Origin of the sequence: Adlercreutzia sp. ZJ242 (assembly GCF_011038995.1) — a bacterium.
In the GTDB taxonomy this organism is placed as follows: domain Bacteria; phylum Actinomycetota; class Coriobacteriia; order Coriobacteriales; family Eggerthellaceae; genus CAAEEV01.
In genome coordinates, this window is record NZ_JAAKEE010000041.1 from 1 (window position 1) to 21277 (window position 21277).

A 21277-nucleotide genomic window follows, 5' to 3' on the forward strand; every position below is an offset into this window, starting at 1 on the left:
CCGCCGGCCGCGAGCGTGGCGGGCATGTCGGCCGAGGTGCGCTATGCTGCCGCCGTCGACTCCGGAATGGCCGGAACGGGCTGGTAGGAGATCGGGAGAGCATGGCCCCCATCAAAGTTACGCCGTCAACATTTCGCACAGAGCGCGTTTCCCGTTGACCTCGCCCGTGCGAGCGGGTACAATACAACTTCGCGTATCAAAGTGGGCCGTTAGCTCAGCTGGCAGAGCAGGGGACTTTTAATCCCAAGGTCGCGGGTTCGATTCCCTCACGGCCCACCATCTACGCATGAGGAAGCCCTTGGGGTATCGTCCAACGGCAGGACTCTGGTTTTTGGTACCAGCTATCTAGGTTCGAATCCTGGTACCCCAGCCAGGCTTCTCGGCCCTGCTCGGCGGTTTCTCGCCTCGCCCGAGCAGGCGGGCGCGGGCCGCAGGGCCTCGCGCTTCCCCTCCCACCGACAAGGCGGTGGCGCCGGCTGCATCGCGCAGCGCGGCGCGCGTACCTGGCGGCTCCCGGGCCCTGCCCGACGAGCTGCGCGGCTTCAGTACCGCGGGCCTGGCAAGCAGGTCATTTTGAAACCAGCAGACGCCGGTTTGTTGGTTTTTTGCGCTCTACGCTATTTTTCCTTAACAACCGCTTGACTTTCTGGTAGCATCTACGGTCGCTGTTTACTGACTACTCGTAAAGAGAGGGCGGCTTTGGCTAAAGAAGACGTAATCGAGCTTGAGGGCACGGTGCTTGAGGCATTGCCGAACGCCATGTTCAAGGTCGAGCTTGAGAATGGGCACAGCATCCTGGCCCACATTTCCGGCAAGATGCGCATGCACTACATCAAGATTCTGCCGGGCGACAAGGTGACCGTCGAGTTGTCCGTGTACGACCTGAACCGCGGGCGCATCACCTACCGGTTCAAGTAAGGTACAAGCAAGGTTCAAGTAAGCAAGCCGAGAAGCAGTTCGAAAATTATCGCCAGCGGCTGGGCGTTAATGTATAGAGCAAACCGCATAACCGAAAGGAAAGTGATATGAAGGTACGTCCTTCGGTCAAGAAAATGTGCGACAAGTGCAAGATCATCCGACGCCATGGCAAGGTGCTCGTCATCTGCGAGAACCCGCGCCATAAGCAGCGTCAGGGCTAGGAAGAAAGGAAGCAGATAACATGGCACGTCTTGTTGGCGTCGATCTTCCTCGCAATAAGCGCATTGAGATCGCCTTGACCTACATCTACGGCATCGGCCTGACCACCTCGAAGAAGGTTCTCGCCGAGACCGGCATCAACCCCGACACGCGCACCGACGACCTCACCGAAGAGGAGCTCGTCAAGCTCCGCGACTACATCCAGGCGAACCTCCACGTTGAGGGCGACCTGCATCGCGAGGTTTCCCAGAACGTGAAGCGCCTGATGGAGATCGGCTGCTATCGTGGCCTGCGTCACCGCAAGGGCCTGCCCGTTCGCGGTCAGCGCACGCACACGAACGCTCGCACCCGCAAGGGTCCGCGCAAGCAAATCGGCGGCAAGAAGAAGTAGTGAGGGAGCATCGTGGCTAAGAAAAACGTACGTACGCGCATCAAGCGTTCCGAGCGTAAGAACATTGCCGTGGGCGCTGCTCACATCAAGTCTACGTTCAACAACACCATTGTCAGCATCACCGATCCCCAGGGCAATGTGATCTCCTGGCAGTCCGCCGGCACGGTGGGCTTCAAGGGCTCCCGCAAGTCCACGCCGTTCGCGGCGCAGATGGCTGCGGAGGCCGCTGCCAAGACGGCTATGGAGCACGGCCTGCGCAAGGTCTCCGTGTTCGTCAAGGGCCCCGGCTCCGGCCGCGAGACGGCTATCCGCTCTCTGCAGGCTGCCGGCCTTGAGATTGCCAGCATTCAGGATTGCACCCCCATCCCGCACAACGGTTGCCGTCCGCGCAAGCGTCGTCGCGTGTAACTGAAAGGATCGATACTTATGGCTCGTTATACTGGAGCGGACTGCCGTCTGTGCCGTCGCGAGGGGGCGAAGCTCTTCCTGAAGGGCGATCGCTGCTACAGCGAGAAGTGCGCACTCGAGCGCCGCAACTACGCACCGGGCGAGGCCGGCAAGAAGCGCGTGAAGGAAAGCGAATACCGCACCCAGCTGCGTGAGAAGCAGAAGACCAAGCGCATCTACGGCGTGCTCGAGAAGCAGTTCCGCCATTACTACGACATCGCCAACCGCCAGCAGGGCATCACCGGCGAGAACCTGCTCCGCGTGCTCGAGTCCCGCCTCGACAACGTGGTGTACCGCCTCGGCTTCGCGAAGTCTCGCGCTGAGGCCCGCCAGCAGGTCCGTCACGGCCACATCCAGGTGAATGGCCGCCGCGTCGACATCCCGTCCTTCCGCGTTCGCCCGGGCGACCTCGTCGCCGTGGCCCCCAAGGCCCGCGACATGCTCGTCATCAAGAGCGCTCTGATCTCCAACGAGCGCACCCAGGTTCCGGCTTGGCTCGAGGTTGACATCGAGAAGCTGCAGGGCAGCGTGCTCGCTCTTCCGCAGCGCGATCAGATCGATTCCGACATCCGCGAACAGCTTATCGTCGAGCTTTACTCGAAATAACCGCGGCAAAGTAAGGAGGCTACTCACACATGACGGAGTTCATGAGGCCGACTGTTACAACGGAAGAAGTAAACGACACGGTAGCTCGCTACATCGTGGAACCGCTCGAGCGTGGCTACGGCAACACGTTGGGCAACTCCATGCGCCGCGTGCTGTTGTCCTCCTTGGATGGCGCGAAGGCTACGGCCATCCAGATCGAGGGCGTGCAGCATGAGTTCACGACCGCCGAGGGCGTGATCGAGGACATCACCGACATCGTGCTGAACGTCAAGGGCCTGGTCTTCAGCGCCCTCACCGAGGACGTCGAGGAGGCCACCGCCCACGTGCTGGCCGAGGGCCCCTGCACCGTCACCGGCGCCGACCTCGAGGTCCCCACGGAGTTCACGCTCGTGAACCCCGAGCACGTCATCGCCACGGTGGCTGACGGCGGTCAGCTCGACATGACCATCCGCATCGGCATCGGCCGCGGTTACGTTTCCGCCGAGCGCAACAAGCGCACCGAGGACCCCATCGGCGTCATCCACGTCGACTCGCTGTTCTCGCCCGTGCGCCGCTGCACCATGAACGTGACCGACACGCGCGTTGGTCAGCGCACCGACTACGACAAGCTGGTCCTTGAGGTTGAGACCGACGGCTCCATCGCCCCGACCGAGGCCGTGTGCCGCGCCGCCAACATCATCAACCAGTACATGGGGGCGTTCTTGAGCCTCTCCGATGCGTCTGACGAGGAGGAGGGCGAGGTTCCCTCCATCTTCGCGCCGGAGGGTCAGGAGACCAACGCCGAGCTCGACAAGCAGATCGAGGATCTGGACCTGTCGGTCCGCTCCTACAACTGCCTGAAGCGCGCGGGCATCCACTCGGTGCGCCAGCTCGTGGAGTTCTCCGAGAACGACCTGCTGAACATCAGAAACTTTGGTGCGAAGTCCATCGAGGAAGTGAAGGACAAGCTCATTTCCATGGACCTCAATTTGAAGCTTTAGGAGACTTAAGATCATGAGACACTACAAGAAGGGGCGCAAGCTGGGCACCGACTGGAGCCACACCAAGGCTATGAAGCGCAGCCTGGTTGCCGCCCTGTTCCTGAACGACCGCATCAAGACGGTCGAATCCCGCGCTAAGGAAATCCGCCCCGACGTTGACAAGATCATCACCTGGGCGAAGCGCGGCGATCTGCACTCCCGCCGTCTGGCCATCGCCTACCTGAACGACAAGGACCTGGTCCGCGAGATCTTCGAGAAGGTCGAGCAGGGCATGTTCAAGGATCGTCCGGGCGGCTACACCCGCATCATGAAGCTCGGCAACCGCAAGGGCGACAACGCCCCCATGGTCATCATGGAGCTCGTGACCGAGCCCGTGAAGTTCAAGGCTGACGCAGAGAAGGCCGAGGAGAAGCCGGCGAAGGCCAAGAAGGCCGCTCCGAAGAAGGTCGAGGAGCCCGCTGAGGAGCCCGAGGCCGAGGAGAAGGCCGCCGAGGCCGTTGAGGCTGAGGAAGCTCCGGCTGAGGAGCCCGCTGAGGAGCCCGAGGCCGAGGAGAAGGCCGCTGAGGCCGAGGAAGCTCCGGCCGAGGAAAAGGTTGAGGCTGAGGCTCCGGCCGAGGAGAAGGCCGAGTAGCTGCTCGCTTCCCTTTGGGTGCGAGGGGCGCCCGCTGGCCCAGCCGCAAGACGGCGAGCGGGACGCCGAGAACTCTATGCAAAGCAGGGGGAACCGCAGGCGCATGCCGCCTGCGGTTCCTTTTTTGCGTTTTCCCATGATAATGGGTTAAAATGCAGCTTCCCCCCGTTTGCCGCGTGGTTTGCGGCGGTCTTACTCGGGGGGGGGGGGTGTCGTTCTGTATAATACTTTTTGGCAACATTGAAGTGACGTGGGGATCGAACATGGTGAACGTATTGATAGTCGAGGATGACCTCGAGCAGGCGCGCATCTTGGAGCGCATGGTCGGCGAGCATCCCGAGAGCGCGACTTTCGCGTTGACGCATGTCGAGAGCGCCGCTCAGCTGCGCAAGCTCATGGCGCGCGGCAGCTCCGACGCGGTGCCGGGGATCGTGTTCATGGACATCTGCCTGGCTGACGAGGACGGCGTGGAGTTGGTGAGGGAGCTCTTCCCGGAGGGCTCCTCGACGCAGGTGATCTACGCCACGGGCTATGCCGAGAACTGCACGCGCGTGTACCAGTCGAGCCACATCTACTTCCTCGTGAAGCCGATCGACCAGGCCGAGCTGTTCGACGCCATCGACAAGGCGCTGCGCAACCTGGAGGCCGCGCTGTCCCGCCCGCTGGCCGTGTCGGTGGGCGGCAACATCATCCGCATCCTCCCCGAGCGCGTCGACTACGTCGAGAGCGACCGCCGCAAGATCCGCATCCACGGCGCCGACGGCGTGGTGGAGACGTACGGCTCGCTCGCGCGCATGTCCGAGCTTCTGCCTGCGTCGTTCATGCAGTGCCACAAGAGCTTCCTCGTCAACATGGACAACGTGTCCGAGCTGCGCGCTGACGAGGTGGTGCTGCTCTCCGGCGCGAGCGTGCCGGTGAGCCAGAAGCGCCGCAAGTACGTGAAGGAAGAGCTTCTGTCGCATTTGCGCGCTGGCTTGTAGCGCGCCACGGGGAAAGGTGCAAGCTGGTTGACGTGGATTGACGCAATCGAGGCGCTGAGCGTTCTTCCCGTGGAGATCGTGTACGCCTTTGCTTGCACGAAAGTGCTCAACATACGCAACGTCCCCTTGTTCTGGGTGCTGCGCATGGCCATGAGCATAAGCACCTCGCTCGTCCGCTTGGACATCTTGCCGCTCGTTCGCCTGGTCATCGGCCTGGCGGAGTACTTCGTTCTGCCGTACGTCATGTCGAGGGGACGTGCGGGCTACCGCGTCTTCGCCTTGGTGATCCTGTTCATCGCGATGTCGGTGTCCGAGGTGCTCGGCATGGTCCTGTGGTATGCGCTCACGGGCATGCTGACGGTGCGTGGGGATGACCCGAGCGCGCTCATGCCGGAGTTCTGGCTGGTGCGCGTGATGCACCTGCTCCTCGTGGTGCTGCTTCTGGGTTCTTCGGGCATGGCGCTGCGAAAGCTCTCGGGCGAGGGACACGGGCACGGGTTCCCCTTCATCGCCGGATTGCTCATCACGCAGACGCTGCTCTTGTCGCTGTGCATCTACGCCATGCAGTTCCTCGGGGGCGAGAAGCTCTTCCTCAGCATGGGAAGCATGACGCTGAGCCTGGCATGCGTGGTGGTCGACGTGTACCTGATGGTGGTCGTCGACCGGTTCGAGCGCCGACGGCGCGCCGAGGGGCGCGTGCGCATGCTCGAGGAGCAGCTGAGCGCTTATCTGGAACGGTACCAGCATGTGGTGAAGAGCATCGAGGGCGTGGCGCGCCTGCGCCATGACGTGCGCAACCAGCTGCAGGTGGTCAACGACCTCATCGTGCGCGGCGACCTCGTGCGCGCTCGCGAGATCGCCGAGGCCATGGAGGCCTGCTGCGAGGAGCGGGGCGACGCGCTCGAGCAGAGCGTGGGGTCGGCTGCGAGCGCGGGCGCACGGGCGGCGGGCTCGCCCGGCGAGGGCTCCGATGCGGGCGCGGCGGGTCCGCAAGTTGCGGGCTCACGGGCGGCGGGCTCGCGGGTCGCGAGCGTGGGCGTGCGGGCGGAAGGGGAGCGCTCATGACGGTGCGCCTCGTCATAGCCTGCGCGGTGGTGCTCGTGCTCGCGGTGGTGACGGTGATGTTCGCGCGCCGCCTGCGCCGCTACTCGCGCCTGCGCTGGTGGGCGAACGTGCTCATCCCCGGCATGCAGGTCGTCATCATGGCGTTCCTCTTGGTGTGCTTCATCATGAACGACGTCCCCACGTGGTTCTACGCGCTGGTCGTGGCGTCGGGCGGCCTGTGCGCGGCGGGCGACGTGGTGCTGGTGAAGGCGCTGAACGCATCCGAGGAGAAGGACCTCGTGGAGGAGCGCGAGCGCGTCTTGCGCGAGCAGATGGAGCTGCAGGTCGAGCACCTCGCGCGCCTCGAGGCCGACGCGGCCGACGCGCGCCACGCCAAGGCTGACATCGCCGGGCGCCTCAAGCGGGTGGTGCGCGCGCTCGACGAGCTCGAGGCGGTTGAGGCGGGCGAGGCGCCCGAGGACATGGTCGAGAACGTGAGGCGGCAGATGAGGAGCGCCTCCGCCTGGGTGCGCGTGCGGCCGAGCTCGTGCGGGCACCCGGTGGTCGACGCGCTGCTCGACTCGAAGCTGGAGCTGTGCGCCCAGCAGGGCATCCGCACGGATCTCGCGCTGCAGGTGCCGTATGACCTGGCGGTGCGGAACGTCGATCTGTGCGCCGTGTTCTCCAACGTGATGGACAACGCCATCGCGGCATGCGCGCAGGTGAACCCCGCCTCGGAGCGCTTCATCACCATGAAGGCGCGCGTGGCGGGCGGGTTCTTCATGCTCGAGGCGACGAACAGCTGCCGCAGCGCAGCTGATGAGATCTTGGACGCGAGGATCGCGGCGGAGGCGGCGGAAGCGGCCGCGGCCGGAGCGGTGGCCGCGGACGGTCAAGTGGCTGGGGCGGCTGGGGGCGATCCGGCGGCCGCGGGCGACCCTGCGGGCGATCCGGCGGCCGCAGGCGATGGCGCGCCCTCCCTCCCCGTGCCCGAGCCCCGCGCGCCCTTCCGCGAGCACGGGTGGGGCACCATCATCCTCGACGCCATCGCCGAGCGCTACGACGGCACGTTCGAGGCCAAGCGCACGGGGCGCGAGTTCCGTACGCTTGTGGCGCTCAAGGTGACGAGCTAGCGTCCCGCTGCGCTGCTGCGCGCGCGGCGGCATGCCCGGAGGACGGCGCCCTGCCCTGAGCGCGCGGTTCCGCTGCTCGCTGCTGCGCGCGCGGGCGTGATGTGGCATACTGCTCGCATGCAGACGCACATGCCAGCCAGCCCGACGAACCCATCGCCCGTCCACCGCCTCGACGCGCGCGCGAAAGTCGCGATCCTCGCGGCGTACTCGTCCGCGCTCTTCTTCGTCGACACCTGGGCGGGCATGGCCTGCATGGCGGCCCTGCTCGCGATCGCGCTGCTCATGGCGCGCCTGCCGCCGTCGCGCGTGCTGCGCCTCGGCGCTCCCGCCTTCGCGCTCGCCGCGCTCTCCGTGCTGTTCAACCTCGCCGACCCGCTGCGCGGCTGCTTTCTCGGCGCGCGCATCGTGGCGCTCGTGCTCGCCAGCTTCGCGGTGAGCCTCACGTCGACCTCAACCGAGCTCTCAGACGCGCTCGCGGGCTTTCTGCGCCCCGCGCGCCGCGTCGGCCTGCCCGCAGACGACGTCGCCGCCGTCTGCTCGGTCGCCCTGCGCTTCATCCCGCTCATGTACGAGGAGCTCGTCTGCGTGCGCGACGCCCAGCGGTCGCGCGGCGCGGCGTTCGACGGCGGCCTCATGGCGCGCCTGCGCGCTTGGGGCGGCGTGTTCGTGCCGGTGCTCGTGGGGCTGTTCCGCCGCGCCGACGTGCTCGCGCAGGCCATGGACGCGCGCTGCTACGGCGCAGGCCCGCGCACCGCCCTCTCCCCGCGTCGCTTCACCGCGCGCAGCGCCATCGTGCTCGCAGGGGGGTGCGCCCTGTGCGCCGCGCTCGCAGTCGTGCTATGATTTGACCTGCAAGGAAGCATCCGTTGTCTGCTAGGAGGCACACATGAGCGTCATCATCGACGTGTACGGGCGTGAGATCCTCGACTCGCGCGGGAACCCCACGGTTGAGGTCGAGGTCGTCTTGGAGGACGGCGCATTCGGCCGCGCAGCCGTGCCCTCGGGAGCATCGACCGGCGCGTTCGAAGCTGTTGAGCTGCGCGACTGCGACAAGGGCCGTTACATGGGCAAGGGCACGCAGGACGCGGTCGCCCACGTGAACGAGGAGATCGCCGAGGCGCTTCTGGGCCTCGAGGCTGACGACCAGCGCGCGGTTGACGACGCCATGATCGAGGTGGACGGCACCGAGAACAAGGGCGCCTTGGGCGCGAACGCCATCCTGGGCGCGAGCCTGGCCGTGGCGCGCGCGGCGGCCGAGTCGGCCGACCTGCCGCTGTACAAGTACGTGGGCGGCGTGAACGCGCACATCCTCCCCACGCCCATGATGAACATCCTGAACGGAGGCGTGCACGCCGACAACAACGTGGACTTCCAGGAGTTCATGATCATGCCGGTGGGCGCCACCACGTTCGCCGAGGCGCTGCGCTGGTGCGCCGAGATCTACCACACGCTGAAGAAGGTCCTGCATGACGCGGGCCTCGGCGGCGGCGTGGGCGACGAGGGCGGCTTCGCCCCCAACCTCAAGACCAACGAGGAGCCGCTGAAGTACATCGTCGAGGCGTGCGAGAAGGCCGGCTACAAGCCCGGCACCGACATCATGTTCGCCATGGACCCGGCGTCCACCGAGTTCTACAACGCCGAGACCGGCAAGTACGTCCTGGCGGGCGAGGGCCGCGAGCTCACGAGCGCCGAGATGGTGGACTACTGGGAGGCCCTGGTGGAGAAGTACCCGATCATCTCCATCGAGGACGGCATGGCCGAGGAGGACTGGGACGGCTGGAAGATGCTCACCGACCGCATCGGCGACAAGGTGCAGCTCGTGGGCGACGACCTGTTCGTCACCAACTCCAAGCGCCTGGCCAAGGGCATCGAGCTGGGGTGCGCGAACGCCATCCTCATCAAGGTGAACCAGATCGGAAGCCTCACCGAGACGCTCGAGGCCATCGAGATGGCGAAGCAGGCGGGCTACGCGTGCGTGATGAGCCACCGCTCCGGCGAGACGGAGGACACCACCATCGCCGATCTGTCCGTGGCGTGCAACACCGGCCAGATCAAGACTGGCGCGCCCTGCCGCAGCGACCGCGTGGCGAAGTACAACCAGCTCATCCGCATCGAGGAGCAGCTTGACAGCCAGGCCGTCTACGCCGGCATGAACGCCTTCTACAACATCAACCGCTAGCCAGCCGAGAAGCGCGGCCGGGAAGCGCGGCCGAGAGGCAAGCGGCCAGCCAAGCGCCCTCCCGCCGGGAGGGCGCTTGCGCGTCTTCGGGCGCTGCGCCTCGCAGCCCCCGTTCCTCGGCAGCAGGTGCTCGCAGGCGCCGTATGCGGGGCGCCTGTGTTCTTTGTAAGGGAGAGCGCGTCGCGGTGGGCATGTTGTGCTACCCTGACGAGCGGTAGAAATCGCGGGGCTTGCAGCCCTGCCCACATATGCGGGGCTCCGCCCTGCGTGAGCCTTTACGGAGGATCTGATGCGAATTCTGGGAATGGGCGTGCCCGAGCTTCTTATCATTCTCGTGGTCATCCTGCTTATCTTCGGCCCGAAGAACCTTCCGAAGCTCGGCAGCGCGCTGGGCAAGACGGTGAAGAACCTGCGCGAAGGCATGGGCGCAGGCGAGAAGGAGGTCGAGGAGGCCGCTGACGACGAGGTCGTCGAGGTCGTCGAGGAGGAGCCTGCTCAGAAGAAGGTCACCAAGAAGGTCGTCAAGAAGAAGCCCGAGTAGGGCAGGTTACGCGCGCCGAGCCGCCTCGCGCGGCTGGGCGCTTCCATAGCGGATAGGTGGCACGCTTGTCAGCTCAAGCGTGCTGCTTTGTTAGAAGGGGACGCAAGTCAATGGCAGACAGCAACTACATCCTTACGCAGGAAGGCCGTGAGAAGCTCGAGGACGAGCTCCACTACCTCGAGACCGAGAAGCGCGCCGAGATCGGCGAGCGCATCAAGGTGGCGCGCGAGTTCGGCGACATCTCCGAGAACTCCGAGTACGATGACGCGAAGAATGAGCAGGGCATGATGGAGGCGCGCATCGCCGAGATCAGCCGCATCCTGTCTGAGGCCACCGTGGTGAACACGCCGAAGCGCTCGAGCAAGGTGAACATCGGCTCGACCGTCACGGTCAACATGAACGGCCGCGAGCGCGTCTTCAGCATCGTGGGCGGCGCGGAGAGCGATGTGGCTGCCGGCAAGATCTCCAACGAGTCGCCGGTGGGCGCGGCGCTTCTGGGCCACAAGAAGGGCGACCACATCGAGACCACCGGCCCGACCGGCCGCGAGATCACGATGGAGATCCTGAAGATCGAGCACTAAGGGCGCTTCGCCGTCGCCCATGCGGCGGCGGGGCTGGCCGATGCTGCGAAGGGCTGGGGCACCCCGCCTTGCCGCTCTGAGCTTTCGTCGCGTACGAAGTGCGCTTCCTCAAGCTTTCACGGCAACGCGGGGCACCTCAGCCCTTCTCGCTGACGTTGCGAACTGCCTGTGATATGAGACAAGGATTCATATGACCGAGAACAACAAGGCCCCCGAGGCCATCGAAGACGACCCCATCGAGGTGCGCCGCGCCAAGCGCGCCGCGCTCATCGCGGCGGGGGAGGACCCCTACGGGCACGCCTTCGCCTACTCGCACCACGTGGCGCAGCTGAACGAGCTGTACGGGCACCTTGAGGACGGCGACTCCACCGAGGACGCCGTCGACGTGGCCGGCCGCATCATGGCCAAGCGCGTGCAGGGCAAGATCGCGTTTCTGGAGCTGCAGGACGCCACCGACACCATCCAGCTGTTCTGCCGCATCAACGCGCTCGGCGAAGACGCCTTCGCGCGGTGCAAGGACCTCGACGTGGGCGATTGGATCGGCGTGCACGGCACCATGATGCGCACGAAGCGCGGCCAGCTGTCCGTGGCGGTGGAGTCCTTCGAGCTGCTCAGCAAGAGCCTGCGGCCCTTGCCCGAGAAGTTCCACGGCCTGACCGACAAGGAGACGCGCTACCGCCAGCGCTACGTTGACCTGGTGGTCAACCCCGAGGTGCGCAGCGTGTTCGAGAAGCGCTTCAAGATCGTGTCGGCCATCCGCCGCTACATGGAGGACCAGGGCTTCTACGAGGTCGAGACGCCGTTTCTGCACCCGATCATCGGCGGCGCGAACGCCAAGCCCTTCACCACGCACTTCAACGCACTCGACCGCGACTACTACCTGCGCATCGCCACCGAGCTGCCCCTGAAGCGCCTGCTCGTGGGCGGCTTCGAGAAGGTGTTCGAGATCGGGCGCCAGTTCCGCAACGAGGGCATGGACCCGTACCACAACCCCGAGTTCACCACCATGGAGGCCTACCAGGCGTTCTCCGATCTGAACGGCATGATGGACCTCACGCAGGGCTACGTCCAGGCGGCGGCGCTGGCGGCGTGCGGCACGCTGCAGATCACCTACCAGGGCACGGAGATCGACCTGTCGGGCGAGTGGCGCCGCGCGTCCATGGTCGAGCTGGCAAGCGAGGGCGCGGGCGAGGACGTGAGCTTCGACCGCACGCGCGAGGAGCTCGTGGCCATCCTGGAGCGAAGCGGCGGGCACGCGGAGGACGCGTGGGGCAAGGGCAAGCTCATCGCCGAGATCTTCGAGGCCGTGGCTGAGAGCAAGCTCGTGCAGCCCACCTTCGTGGTCGACCACCCGCTCGAGGTGAGCCCGCTCGCGAAGAAGAAGGCCGACAACCCCGAGCTCACGCAGCGCTTCGAGCTGTTCATCTGCGGGCACGAGTACGCCAACGCCTTCACCGAGCTCAACGACCCGGTTGACCAGGCCGAGCGCTTCCGCGTGCAGGTTGAGGCGAAGGACATGGGCGACGACGAGGCCATGGGCTTCGACCACGACTACATCCGCGCGCTCGAGTACGGCATGCCGCCGGCTGGCGGCGTGGGCGTGGGCATTGACCGCTTGGTCATGCTGCTCGCCGACGCGCCGACCATTCGCGACGTCCTGCTGTTCCCCCACATGAAGGACGAAGTTCCGGCAGGTGGCGCGAAGCCTGCGGGAGCTGCTGCGGCTGCAGCGGAGACGGCTGCGGCGGCTGCGGCTGCAGCGGCGGCTACGGCTCCGACCCCGGCTGCAGATGCCTCCGCTTCGGCTGCTGAGGCTCCCGCGCCCATCGACTTCTCGAAGGTGGTCATCGAGCCGCTCTTCGAGGAGGAGGTCGACTTCGACACCTTCAGCAAGTCGGACTTCCGCGCCGTGAAGGTGAAGGAGTGCGTGGCCGTCCCCAAGTCCAAGAAGCTGCTGCAGTTCACGCTCGACGACGGCACGGACGCCGACCGCGTCATCCTCTCGGGCATCCACGCGTACTACGAGCCCGAGGAGCTGGTGGGCCGCACGCTCATCGCCATCACCAACCTGCCGCCGCGCAAGATGATGGGCGTCTACTCCTGCGGCATGCTACTGTCGGCCATCCACGAGGAGCCGGGCGAGGACGGCCAGCCCGAGGAGCGCCTGAACCTCCTCATGGTGAGCGACCGCATCCCCGCCGGCGCGAAGCTCTACTAGCCCATCAGCCCCGTGCCGGGGGTGGCAAACCGCATCTCCCGGCGCGGCCCGGCTGCGTTCCCGACGCAGGATTTGCTGATTGCCGGCAACGCTACCGACAACGGTGCTTTTTCATCCACCCCTCAGGCGATTCTGGATGAAAAGGGGCCGTTGTCGGCGATCTCCCGAGGAAAGTGGATGCGAAAGCACCGTTGTCGGTGGTTTTCGGGGCTCGAATCGCCGATAACGGGTGTTTTCCATCCAGCTTTTCAGAATCATGGATGCAGAAAGGGCGTTGTCGGTGCTTCGGCCCCAAGGGTCCAGGGCGGACGAGGCGGCCCGGATGGGGCGACCTGGGAAACGGCCTGTCCCGTTCCTTGCCCCTCTGCGAGTTGCAAAAAGAGAAGGCCCCGCGGGGCCTTCTCGTGTTTCTGGAGCGTGCGCAAAAGCGCAGGGGAGCGTGCCTACGTAAGGACGTGCACCTGCGCAGGGGTGCGTGCCTGCGCCTGAACGCGCCTATGCCCGGGCGGCTTCCACGTGCGCCTACACCTGGGCGGCTTCCGCCTCCGGGTCGATGACCTTCGCGGGGCCGAGGTCCTTCACGCTCTTGCCGACGGTCTTCTTCAGCACGACCAGGGTGCCCAGAGTGAGCACGATGCCGATCGGCAGGCAGATGAACGCGTTCTGCACGAAGCCCGCGATCACGAACATCACGAACGAGATGGCCGCCATGGTGATCACGTAGGGCAGCTGCGTGGACACGTGGTCGACGTGCTTCATGTTCGCGCCGGCCGACGCCATGACGGTGGTGTCCGAGATGGGCGAGCAGTGGTCGCCTGCGACGGCGCCCGCCAGGCAGGCGGAGATGCCGATGATGAGCAGCGTCGGGTCGTTCGAGAAGATGGGCATCACGATGGGGATCAGGATGCCGAACGTGCCCCAGCTCGTGCCCGTGGAGAAGCCGAGGAACACGGCGACCAGGAAGATCACGGCGGGCAGCAGGTTGAACAGGCCCGGGGCCGCGCCCTCCATGAGGCCGGCCACGAACACGTCGGCGCCGAGCAGGCCGGTCATGTTCTTGAGCGTCACGGCGAAGGTGAGCACGAGGATCGCGGGCACCATGGCGTTGAAGCCGCTCGCGAACGACTCAGACGCCTCGCGCAGCGTGAGCAGGCGGCGCGCTAGGAAGTACAGGAAGGCGAACGTGATCGCGATCAGCGAGCCCCACGGCAGGGCCACGAAGGCGTCGGTGTTGCCGAACGCGTCGATGACGCTGCCGGCGGTCTCGCCGCCGAAGAAGCCGCCCACGTAGAGCATGCCGCCGATGCAGCACACGATGAGCACGATGATGGGCACGAGCATGTCCCACAGGCTCGCGCGGGTGTTCTTCACGGCCACGTCGCCGCCGAGCGAGCCGAGCTTGCCGTTCTTGTAGGCCTCGATCTCGGCCTTGGCCATCGGGCCGTAGTCGAAGTTGAGGAAGATGAGGCCGACCACGAACACGATCATGAGCAGCGAGTAGAAGTTGAACGGGATGGCGTTGATGAACAGCTCGATGCCGTTGACGTTGAGGTCGGAGGCCACGCCGGAGACGGCGGCCGCCCACGAGGACACGGGCGCGATCATGCAGATGGGCGCCGCGGTGGCGTCGATGATGAACGCCAGCTTCGCGCGCGAGACGTTCTTCGAATCAGTCAGCGGGCGCATGACCGATCCGACCGTCAGGCAGTTGAAGTAGTCGTCCACGAAGATGAGCACGCCGAGCGCGAACGCCGCGATCTGCGTGCCGACGCGTGACGTCACGTGCTCGGCGGCCCACTTGCCGAACGCGCTGGCGCCGCCAGCCTTGTTCACGAGGGCCACCATCATGCCGAGGAGGACCAGGAAGATGAAGATGCCCGCGTTGTCGGCCACAGCGGGGATCATGCCGTCGTTGATGATGGCGTCGAGCGTGGCCACGGGGTCGAACCCGGCGACCAGCAAGGCGCCCATGAGTATGCCGACGAACAGCGACACATAGACTTCCTTGGTTGCCAGGGCGAGCACGATGGCGACGAGCGCCGGCACCAACGCCCAGGCGGTGTTGACAAATTCCACTTCCATTCCTTTCCGTGGAAAGCCTCGCCATGGCTGGGCGTCACAGGGAGCTGGCGCTCGACCACGGCAGCTCTCCGCTTTACGCGACAGTGCGCGACATGTTCTGCCGCGCCCCAGGTCCATGCGGATTTGAGCGCCCGCATGGCCTTCGGCAGCCTACCCTTTCACCTTGACGTTGCTCGACGTGTCTCCAGGGCTACTGATGAGGGCTGCTCCTCTGCCATGAACTTGATGCTTATCTTACCAAAGATATGTATATTTTATGCCGTGCTTGCATGAAAGGGTGAATAAACCTTGCTCATGAGCATTCTATGGCGGTGGCGTAACATAGGAGCTTGCTTTGGCACTCGGGTGGCAGGAGTGCTAATATGGCCTAGATACACGAAAGGCGCGCCACGGTAGGCGCGCAAGCAGGAAACGAGGCAACACCAATGTCATTCGAGAAATTCACGGACAAGGCGCGCAAGGTGCTTGTCCTGGCTCAGGATGAGGCGCGGGCCTTGCACCAGCCCTACGTGGGCACCGAGCACATCTTGCTAGGGCTCATCCAGGAGAAGGACGGCCTGGCCGCCCAGGCGCTCGCGCGCCTGAACGTCACCTACGACGGGGTGGTGCAAGCCATCCGCCAGGTGGTCACCATCGACGAGTCGGCCGACGTGTCGGGGCACCTTTCGTTCACGCCGCGCGTGAAGCGCGTGCTGGAGAACTCGCTGCGCGAGGCCATGCAGATGGGTCAGTCCTACATCTCCACCGAGCACTTGCTGCTCGGCATCGTGCGCGAGGGCGAGGGCACCGCGCTCGAGGTCATGGGGCGCATGGGCGTCACGGGCGACGACGTGCGCGGCGCGCTCAACGACCTCGTGGGCCAGAGCGCCGTCTACGCGGGCCGCACGGGCTTCGAGCCGGCGGGCGGCAGCTCCGACAGCATGCTCAAGGAGTTCGGCACCGACCTCACGAAGAAGGCGCGGGACGGCCAGCTCGACCCGGTCATCGGGCGCGCGGCCGAGATCGAGCGCGTCATGCAGATCCTCTCGCGCCGCCAGAAGAACAACCCGCTCATCCTGGGCGAGCCCGGCGTGGGCAAGACCGCCATCGCCGAGGGCCTCGCGCAGCTCATCGTGGCCAACCAGGTGCCCGACCTCCTGCGCAACAAGCGCCTCGTCACGCTTGACGTGAGCGCGCTCGTGGCGGGCTCGAAGTACCGCGGCGAGTTCGAGGACCGCCTGAAGAAGGTCATCAAGGAGGTCATGGACGCGGGCGACGTGCTGCTGTTCATCGACGAGATCCACACCATCATCGGCGCGGGCTCGGCGGAGGGCTCCATCGACGCGGCCGCCATCCTGAAGCCGCCGCTGTCGCGCGGCGAGATCCAGATCATCGGCGCCACCACGCTCGAGGAGTACCGCAAGCACCTCGAGAAGGACTCCGCGCTCGAGCGCAGGTTCCAGCCGCTCACGATCAACGAGCCCAACGAGGAGCAGGCCGTGCGCATCATGGAGGGCCTGCGCGACCGCTACGAGGCGCATCACCAGGTGCACTTCACCGATGAGGCGCTGCAGGCCGCCGTGTCGCTGTCGAACCGCTACATCCAGGACCGCTACCTGCCCGACAAGGCCATCGACGTGCTCGACGAGGCGGGCGCGCGCATGCGCATCCGCAACATGACGCTGCCCAAGGAGCTGCGCGAGCTCGATGACGAGCTGCGCCGCATCCGCGCCGAGAAGGACCGCGCGATCGGCGAGCAGGACTTCGAGCGCGCCGCCCAGCTGCGCGACGAGGAGACGCAGGTGCGGGCCAAGCGCGAGGAGGCCGAGAAGCAGTGGCAGGAGGACTCCTCGAAGACGGTCCAGCAGATCACCGTGGAGGACATCGCCGACGTGGTGTCGATGTCCACGGGCGTGCCGGTGTCGAGCCTCACCGAGGCCGAGACCGAGAAGCTCCTGCGCATGGAGGGCGTGCTGCACGAGCGCGTGATCGGGCAGGACGAGGCCGTCACGGCGCTGTCGAAGGCCATCCGCCGCTCGCGCAGCGGGCTGAAGGACCCGAAGCGCCCCGCCGGCTCGTTCATCTTCCTGGGCCCGTCGGGCGTGGGCAAGACCGAGCTCTCCAAGGCGCTCGCCGAGTTCCTGTTCAACTCCGAGGAGGCGCTGCTGTCCTTCGACATGTCCGAGCACATGGAGAAGCACAGCGTGTCGCGCCTGGTGGGAAGCCCTCCGGGCTACGTGGGCTTCGACGAGGGCGGCCAGCTCACCAAGGCCGTGCGCCAGCGCCCCTACTCGGTGGTGCTGTTCGACGAGATCGAGAAGGCGCATCCTGACGTGTTCAACATCCTGCTCCAGATCCTGGAGGAGGGGCGCCTCACCGACGCGCAGGGCCGCACGGTCGACTTCCGCAACACGGTCATCATCATGACGTCGAACGTGGGCGCGCGCGACATCGCGCAGACCACCACGCTCGGGTTCTCGGCTTCCGGCAAGGAGGGGCTGTCCGACAAGGAGATCAAGAGCCGCGTGATGTCGGAGATGAAGAAGCTGTTCAGGCCCGAGTTCTTGAACCGCATCGACGAGATCATCGTGTTCAAGAGCCTCACCGCCGAGGAGATCGGCCAGATCGTCGAGCTCATGGTGTCCGACCTGCGCGACCGCATGATCGCCCAGAACATGTCGATCAACCTGAGCGAGGCCGCGCGCACGCTCATCGCCAAGGAGGGCACCGACGTGGCCTTCGGCGCGCGCCCGCTGCGCCGCGCCATCCAGCGCCTCTTGGAGGACCCGCTCTCCGAGCAGATCCTGGAAGGCCGCTGGACGAGCGGCTCGGTGGTGGACGTGGACGTGGAAGGCGAAGGGGAGGACGCCCACCTGGTGTTCAACCAGGGCTTCGGGGCCATCCCGGCGCCGCGCAAGCGCGACTCCATCGCGCGCGAGGCGGAGCTCCTGCTCACGAACTTCGACCTGGGGCATGCCGGCGGCGCCGGCGGCCGCCCCGTCCCCGCGGGCAGCCTCACCGACGGCGCCAGCGACTAGCGGGCGGCGACGAGCAGGCGGCGAGCCGAACAAGGAGCCTGACGCGAGGGCAGTGCGAGGGCAACGGGAGGGCGCTGGATTGCGCCGCCCGTTGCCCTCGCTGCGCATCGGGCGCCGCTGGCCCCGTCCCCGCGAGCTGCCCTCGCTGTGCATCGGGCGCCGCTGCGGGACGTGACCGCGGGCTGTCTTGAGGGGAGGGCCGCGCAAGCCCGCGGTCCTCCCATTTTTTGCGGCTCCCTTCGCGCTGAGGTGGGATTTTCTCGTATACTGGGAACATTGTGTTTTGAGGACGAGGGGAGTTTTCATGTCCAGGACGATCGATCCCATCTTTGAGCCGGAAGCGCTGCGCGCGCCTGACTTCGCGGTGGAGGAGCTTGACTTCGACGCGCTCAGCCAGACGACGCTGACCCTGAAGGGCGTGGTTGACAAGAAGCCCCAGACGGCGGCCATCATCCTGGCAGGCGGCACGGGCGAGCGGTTCGGCAAGGAGGGCGGCAAGCAGCTCGTGGAGATCGCGGGCAAGCCCATCCTCACGTGGTCGGCCGAGGCGTTCGACGCCGTGGGCGACGTGGGGCTCATCGTCATCGTGTGCCCGCAGGAGCGCGCCGACGAGTACCTCAAGCGCGCCATCGACCCGTTCCCCTTCGTGACGCCGGTGGTGATGGCGCCTGCGGGCTCCATCCGCCAGGAGTCGGCGTTCTCGGGGCTCGAGTACGTGGGCGAGGAGTTCGAGTACGTGGTGCTGCACGACGGCGCCCGCCCGCTCATCTCGCCCGACCTCATCCTGCACACCATCAACACCGTGAAGGGCAACTTCGACGCCGACGGGGCCGTGGTGGCGCACCCGGCGGTCGACACGCTCAAGGTGGTGGAGGACGGCGTGATCATGGGCACGCCCGACCGCAGCGTGTTCTGGAACGCGCAGACGCCGCAGGTGTTCCGCACGAGCATCTACCGCCGCGCGCATGCGAGCGCGCTGTCCGACGGCTTCGTGGGCACCGACGACTCGGCGCTCATCGAGCGCCTCGGCGGGCGCGTGCTGGTGGTCGAGGGCAAGCGCGACAACATCAAGCTCACCGTGCCGGAGGACTACGCGATCCTGGCCTCGGCGGTGCGCGCGTTCGTGCTGAAGGGCGCCGAGTGATGGCCGCAGCTGACCCGCGCACGGCCGACCTGAGCGCAGCTGACGCACACGCGGCCGACCCGCACGCGGCCGACCTGCGCGCGCCTGGCCCGCATGCAACCGACCTGCGCGCCCTGCGCACGGGCCTCGGCATGGACGTCCACGCGTTCGCCGAGGGCCGCAGGCTCATATTAGGCGGCGTGGACATCCCGCACGAGAAGGGCCTGCTCGGGCACTCCGACGCCGACGTGCTCGCGCATGCGGTGGCCGACGCGCTGCTCGGCGCCATCCGCGGGGGCGACATCGGCAAGCTCTTCCCCGACACCGACCCGGCCTACAAGGACGCCGACTCGCTCAAGCTCCTGGCGGCGGTGGCGGATCACGTGCGTGCGCAGGGCTTTGAGATCCTCGACGTGGACAGCGTGGTGGCGTGCCAGGCGCCGAAGCTCTCGCCGCACCGCGAGGCCATGCGCGCGAACCTCGCCCGCGCCATGGGCGTGGACGTGGAGAACGTGGGCGTGAAGGCCACCACCACCGAGTGGCTCGGCTACGAGGGCCGCGAGGAGGGCATAACCGCCTACGCCACCTGCCTGGTGGCGCGACGGTAAGCTACGCGTGGAGCGCCTCTGAGCGCGCCTTCGCGCGGGCTTCGGCGCGCTGGTTAGAGCCGCCAAAGGCGCACGAGCTCGACGTCGTCTCGCTCCGCGTGATCTTGGACTACGTAACGGCGCAGGTAGGGTATGTTGAACATGAGCTTCCCTCGGCCCGCCGCCACGATGATCCCCTCGCGGAGCAGCTTTTGCCGCGCTCGGCTCAGCTGCGAGGCGCTCTTCCCGAGCCGCTCGGCGATCTTCGCCGACTTCGCCACATGATCCTCGTCGATGCTCTCCGCCATCGAGCGAAGGTAGTCTCGCTCGGCAGGCGCCAGGGCGTCCACGATGGGCGCGAGCGCTCGCCTCTCGTAAGCGGCGAGCGCGAAGGGCGCTGACTCCGCAACGTCATCGCCAGTGACGTCGTATCGCCTGTCCGAGACGTGCTCGTTGACGTATGCGACGAGGTAGTAGCCGAGAAGCTGCATGACGTAGGGGTGTCCGAGGCTCTTGGCCTGGAGCAACAGCAGCGCCTCATCCTGCGCGGAAAGCCCCTTGACGCCGCCGATGGCCTCCCCGAAGGCGTCGCTGACCTCCTCGGGCGTGAGCAGCCCGAGCTTCTCGTGGACTGAGCGCCTCATGTAGGTGCATCCCTCGTGGTGGATGATCTGGTCGTGCGCATAGGGGAGGCCGGCGATGGCGAGCGCCACGTCATGCCCCTTTCGCGACGCCATTTGGAATGCGCCGCAGATTGCCGCCATGTCGTCGGGCGCGACCTTCTGGACTTCGTCGATGGAGACGAAGATGCCCTTGCGCTCCTTCTCGCAGGATTCGATGAACAGGATCTCGAGGTCAGATGCGCTGTAACGCGTCGTGCTCGACACGGACCCGCCCTTCAGCCTTCCGCCTGTTCCCCAGAGGCTGACCTCAAGCTCGGGCTCGAGGGTCTTGGTGGTCTCGTCGTGGCGAACGAGTTGGCGCACGAGCGTGTCGACGGGGCTCTCGGAGTTGACGTCAACGGTCTTCCACTCGGCGGCGCGCGCCCTGAGCGACAGCTGCTCGAGCAGGGCGGTCTTCCCGCATCCGCGGCTTCCCGTGATGAACAGCACGCGATCTTCGCTCCCGCGGTCGATGAGCGCGGCGTCGAACCGGGCGAGGATGCTCTTCCTTCCGAAGAAGAAGTCGGGCTTGCCGCCGAAGATGGGGGTGAAGGGATTTTTGAACATGCGCGCCTCTTCCGCTCTCTGGGTTGCTCGCCTGGCGTTGCCGATGTCGTCGATGCTGCCGATGCTGCTGATGCTGCTCGTGGCGCACCCTGCGTCTGGTGACGCATTCTGCGCTTCATGATGCATCTTAATATGCAAATTATGCAAGATAAAGCAATTTATATATTTTATGCAAATTATGCAAGCACGTTAGAAATATGCGAACGAGCAGGACGGGTAGCTTCCGCTTGCGGGTGCTACCAGCTGTTTCTAGCGTCAAAAAATGAGCGCTATTCCGCTAATTATTAAACACCTTTCCATTAATAAATGAGCATCGTGAGAACCTACGTGACTGTATGCTCTTATAGATAGAATCGTATAGTGATGTGAGG

General features: G+C 65.8%; 19 protein-coding genes, 2 tRNA genes, 1 pseudogene and 1 riboswitch. Of the genes and pseudogenes, 20 read left to right on the forward strand and 2 right to left on the reverse strand.

All coding sequences use genetic code 11. From position 1 onward, the window contains the following. The first annotated feature begins 203 nt into the window (after positions 1 to 203). From G7Y49_RS09255 to lysS, 17 genes and pseudogenes are all read left to right on the forward strand, one after another. Positions 204 to 279: transfer RNA gene (locus G7Y49_RS09255), tRNA-Lys, on the forward strand. Between the two features lie 20 nt (positions 280 to 299). Further along, positions 300 to 373, forward strand: a tRNA-Gln gene (locus tag G7Y49_RS09260). A gap of 326 nt (positions 374 to 699) precedes the next feature. Further along, positions 700 to 918, forward strand: a complete 219-nt coding sequence (gene infA / locus G7Y49_RS09265) for a translation initiation factor IF-1 (protein WP_165052919.1) — start codon at positions 700 to 702, stop codon at positions 916 to 918. 107 nt (positions 919 to 1025) lie between these two features. Continuing rightward, on the forward strand, positions 1026 to 1139 hold the full coding sequence (rpmJ, locus tag G7Y49_RS09270) for a 50S ribosomal protein L36 (protein WP_006363204.1): 114 nt from the start codon (positions 1026 to 1028) through the stop codon (positions 1137 to 1139). A gap of 20 nt (positions 1140 to 1159) precedes the next feature. After that, on the forward strand, positions 1160 to 1528 hold the full coding sequence (rpsM, locus tag G7Y49_RS09275; RefSeq protein ID WP_165173153.1) for a 30S ribosomal protein S13: 369 nt from the start codon (positions 1160 to 1162) through the stop codon (positions 1526 to 1528). Between the two features lie 9 nt (positions 1529 to 1537). Continuing rightward, positions 1538 to 1936 (forward strand): 30S ribosomal protein S11, encoded by a 399-nt coding sequence (gene rpsK, locus G7Y49_RS09280; RefSeq protein ID WP_172135866.1) that lies wholly within the window; start codon positions 1538 to 1540, stop codon positions 1934 to 1936. An 18-nt stretch (positions 1937 to 1954) separates the two neighbouring features. Next, positions 1955 to 2581 (forward strand): 30S ribosomal protein S4, encoded by a 627-nt coding sequence (gene rpsD, locus G7Y49_RS09285; protein WP_165052877.1) that lies wholly within the window; start codon positions 1955 to 1957, stop codon positions 2579 to 2581. Between the two features lie 29 nt (positions 2582 to 2610). Next, positions 2611 to 3561 (forward strand): DNA-directed RNA polymerase subunit alpha, encoded by a 951-nt coding sequence (locus G7Y49_RS09290; RefSeq protein WP_165173155.1) that lies wholly within the window; start codon positions 2611 to 2613, stop codon positions 3559 to 3561. A 13-nt stretch (positions 3562 to 3574) separates the two neighbouring features. Then, positions 3575 to 3925 (forward strand): annotated as a pseudogene (rplQ, locus tag G7Y49_RS12510) (50S ribosomal protein L17); the annotation flags it as partial. Between the two features lie 530 nt (positions 3926 to 4455). After that, a complete protein-coding gene (locus tag G7Y49_RS09300; protein WP_165173159.1) occupies positions 4456 to 5172 on the forward strand; it encodes a LytTR family DNA-binding domain-containing protein in 717 nt (238 codons plus the stop codon). A gap of 27 nt (positions 5173 to 5199) precedes the next feature. Beyond that, a complete protein-coding gene (locus G7Y49_RS09305) occupies positions 5200 to 6237 on the forward strand; it encodes a hypothetical protein (protein WP_165173161.1) in 1038 nt (345 codons plus the stop codon). Next, positions 6234 to 7349: a GHKL domain-containing protein gene (locus G7Y49_RS09310; RefSeq protein ID WP_165173163.1), complete on the forward strand. Its 1116-nt coding sequence runs from the start codon at positions 6234 to 6236 to the stop codon at positions 7347 to 7349. Before G7Y49_RS09305 ends, G7Y49_RS09310 begins: the two co-directional genes overlap by 4 nt. 129 nt (positions 7350 to 7478) lie before the next feature. Beyond that, the gene (locus G7Y49_RS09315) at positions 7479 to 8192 is read left to right on the forward strand and encodes an energy-coupling factor transporter transmembrane protein EcfT (RefSeq protein WP_241157365.1); all 714 of its coding nucleotides are present in this window, start codon (positions 7479 to 7481) and stop codon (positions 8190 to 8192) included. Positions 8193 to 8235: 43 nt separating this feature from the next. After that, positions 8236 to 9528, forward strand: a complete 1293-nt coding sequence (gene eno / locus G7Y49_RS09320; protein ID WP_165173167.1) for a phosphopyruvate hydratase — start codon at positions 8236 to 8238, stop codon at positions 9526 to 9528. A gap of 289 nt (positions 9529 to 9817) precedes the next feature. After that, positions 9818 to 10069 carry a twin-arginine translocase TatA/TatE family subunit gene (gene tatA / locus G7Y49_RS09325; RefSeq protein ID WP_165173169.1) on the forward strand — a complete coding sequence of 84 codons (252 nt, stop codon included), beginning with the start codon at positions 9818 to 9820 and terminating at the stop codon, positions 10067 to 10069. 110 nt (positions 10070 to 10179) lie between these two features. Beyond that, positions 10180 to 10650, forward strand: coding sequence for a transcription elongation factor GreA (greA, locus tag G7Y49_RS09330; RefSeq protein WP_165173171.1), 471 nt, complete (start codon positions 10180 to 10182; stop codon positions 10648 to 10650). A gap of 190 nt (positions 10651 to 10840) precedes the next feature. Next, positions 10841 to 12868, forward strand: a complete 2028-nt coding sequence (gene lysS / locus G7Y49_RS09335) for a lysine--tRNA ligase (RefSeq protein ID WP_165173173.1) — start codon at positions 10841 to 10843, stop codon at positions 12866 to 12868. 522 nt (positions 12869 to 13390) lie between these two features. On the opposite strand, the gene G7Y49_RS09340 is transcribed toward lysS, so the two are convergent. Further along, positions 13391 to 14944: a Na+/H+ antiporter NhaC family protein gene (locus tag G7Y49_RS09340; protein WP_165173175.1), complete on the reverse strand. Its 1554-nt coding sequence runs from the start codon at positions 14942 to 14944 to the stop codon at positions 13391 to 13393. A gap of 59 nt (positions 14945 to 15003) precedes the next feature. Further along, a riboswitch (Lysine riboswitch) is annotated at positions 15004 to 15172 on the reverse strand. Positions 15173 to 15375: 203 nt separating this feature from the next. On the opposite strand from G7Y49_RS09340, the gene G7Y49_RS09345 reads away from it, so the two are divergent. The 3 genes from G7Y49_RS09345 to ispF all read left to right on the forward strand — a co-directional run bounded on the left by G7Y49_RS09345 (position 15376) and on the right by ispF (position 19698). Continuing rightward, a complete protein-coding gene (locus G7Y49_RS09345) occupies positions 15376 to 17967 on the forward strand; it encodes an ATP-dependent Clp protease ATP-binding subunit (protein WP_165173177.1) in 2592 nt (863 codons plus the stop codon). 304 nt (positions 17968 to 18271) lie between these two features. Continuing rightward, positions 18272 to 19111, forward strand: coding sequence for a 2-C-methyl-D-erythritol 4-phosphate cytidylyltransferase (gene ispD / locus G7Y49_RS09350; RefSeq protein ID WP_165173179.1), 840 nt, complete (start codon positions 18272 to 18274; stop codon positions 19109 to 19111). Beyond that, positions 19111 to 19698 (forward strand): 2-C-methyl-D-erythritol 2,4-cyclodiphosphate synthase, encoded by a 588-nt coding sequence (ispF, locus tag G7Y49_RS09355; protein WP_165173181.1) that lies wholly within the window; start codon positions 19111 to 19113, stop codon positions 19696 to 19698. The genes ispD and ispF overlap by 1 nt, the downstream gene beginning before the upstream one ends. 53 nt (positions 19699 to 19751) lie before the next feature. Here the strand turns inward: ispF and G7Y49_RS09360 are convergent, their stop codons facing one another. After that, positions 19752 to 20906, reverse strand: a complete 1155-nt coding sequence (locus G7Y49_RS09360; protein WP_165173183.1) for an AAA family ATPase — start codon at positions 20904 to 20906, stop codon at positions 19752 to 19754. Positions 20907 to 21277 lie beyond the last annotated feature (371 nt).

Bases quoted from the DNA above. Each gene is read 5' to 3' on its own strand.
- ispF (WP_165173181.1), top strand. From the start codon at position 19,111: ATGGCCGCAGCTGACCCGCGCACGGCCGACCTGAGCGCAGCTGACGCA.
- rpmJ (WP_006363204.1), top strand. From the start codon at position 1,026: ATGAAGGTACGTCCTTCGGTCAAGAAAATGTGCGACAAGTGCAAGATC.
- rpsD (WP_165052877.1), top strand. From the start codon at position 1,955: ATGGCTCGTTATACTGGAGCGGACTGCCGTCTGTGCCGTCGCGAGGGG.
- G7Y49_RS09300 (WP_165173159.1), top strand. From the start codon at position 4,456: ATGGTGAACGTATTGATAGTCGAGGATGACCTCGAGCAGGCGCGCATC.
- rpsM (WP_165173153.1), top strand. From the start codon at position 1,160: ATGGCACGTCTTGTTGGCGTCGATCTTCCTCGCAATAAGCGCATTGAG.
- G7Y49_RS09345 (WP_165173177.1), top strand. From the start codon at position 15,376: ATGTCATTCGAGAAATTCACGGACAAGGCGCGCAAGGTGCTTGTCCTG.
- lysS (WP_165173173.1), top strand. From the start codon at position 10,841: ATGACCGAGAACAACAAGGCCCCCGAGGCCATCGAAGACGACCCCATC.
- eno (WP_165173167.1), top strand. From the start codon at position 8,236: ATGAGCGTCATCATCGACGTGTACGGGCGTGAGATCCTCGACTCGCGC.
- G7Y49_RS09290 (WP_165173155.1), top strand. From the start codon at position 2,611: ATGACGGAGTTCATGAGGCCGACTGTTACAACGGAAGAAGTAAACGAC.
- tatA (WP_165173169.1), top strand. From the start codon at position 9,818: ATGCGAATTCTGGGAATGGGCGTGCCCGAGCTTCTTATCATTCTCGTG.
- G7Y49_RS09315 (WP_241157365.1), top strand. From the start codon at position 7,479: ATGCCAGCCAGCCCGACGAACCCATCGCCCGTCCACCGCCTCGACGCG.
- G7Y49_RS09360 (WP_165173183.1), bottom strand. From the start codon at position 20,906: ATGTTCAAAAATCCCTTCACCCCCATCTTCGGCGGCAAGCCCGACTTC.
- greA (WP_165173171.1), top strand. From the start codon at position 10,180: ATGGCAGACAGCAACTACATCCTTACGCAGGAAGGCCGTGAGAAGCTC.
- ispD (WP_165173179.1), top strand. From the start codon at position 18,272: ATGTCCAGGACGATCGATCCCATCTTTGAGCCGGAAGCGCTGCGCGCG.
- G7Y49_RS09310 (WP_165173163.1), top strand. From the start codon at position 6,234: ATGACGGTGCGCCTCGTCATAGCCTGCGCGGTGGTGCTCGTGCTCGCG.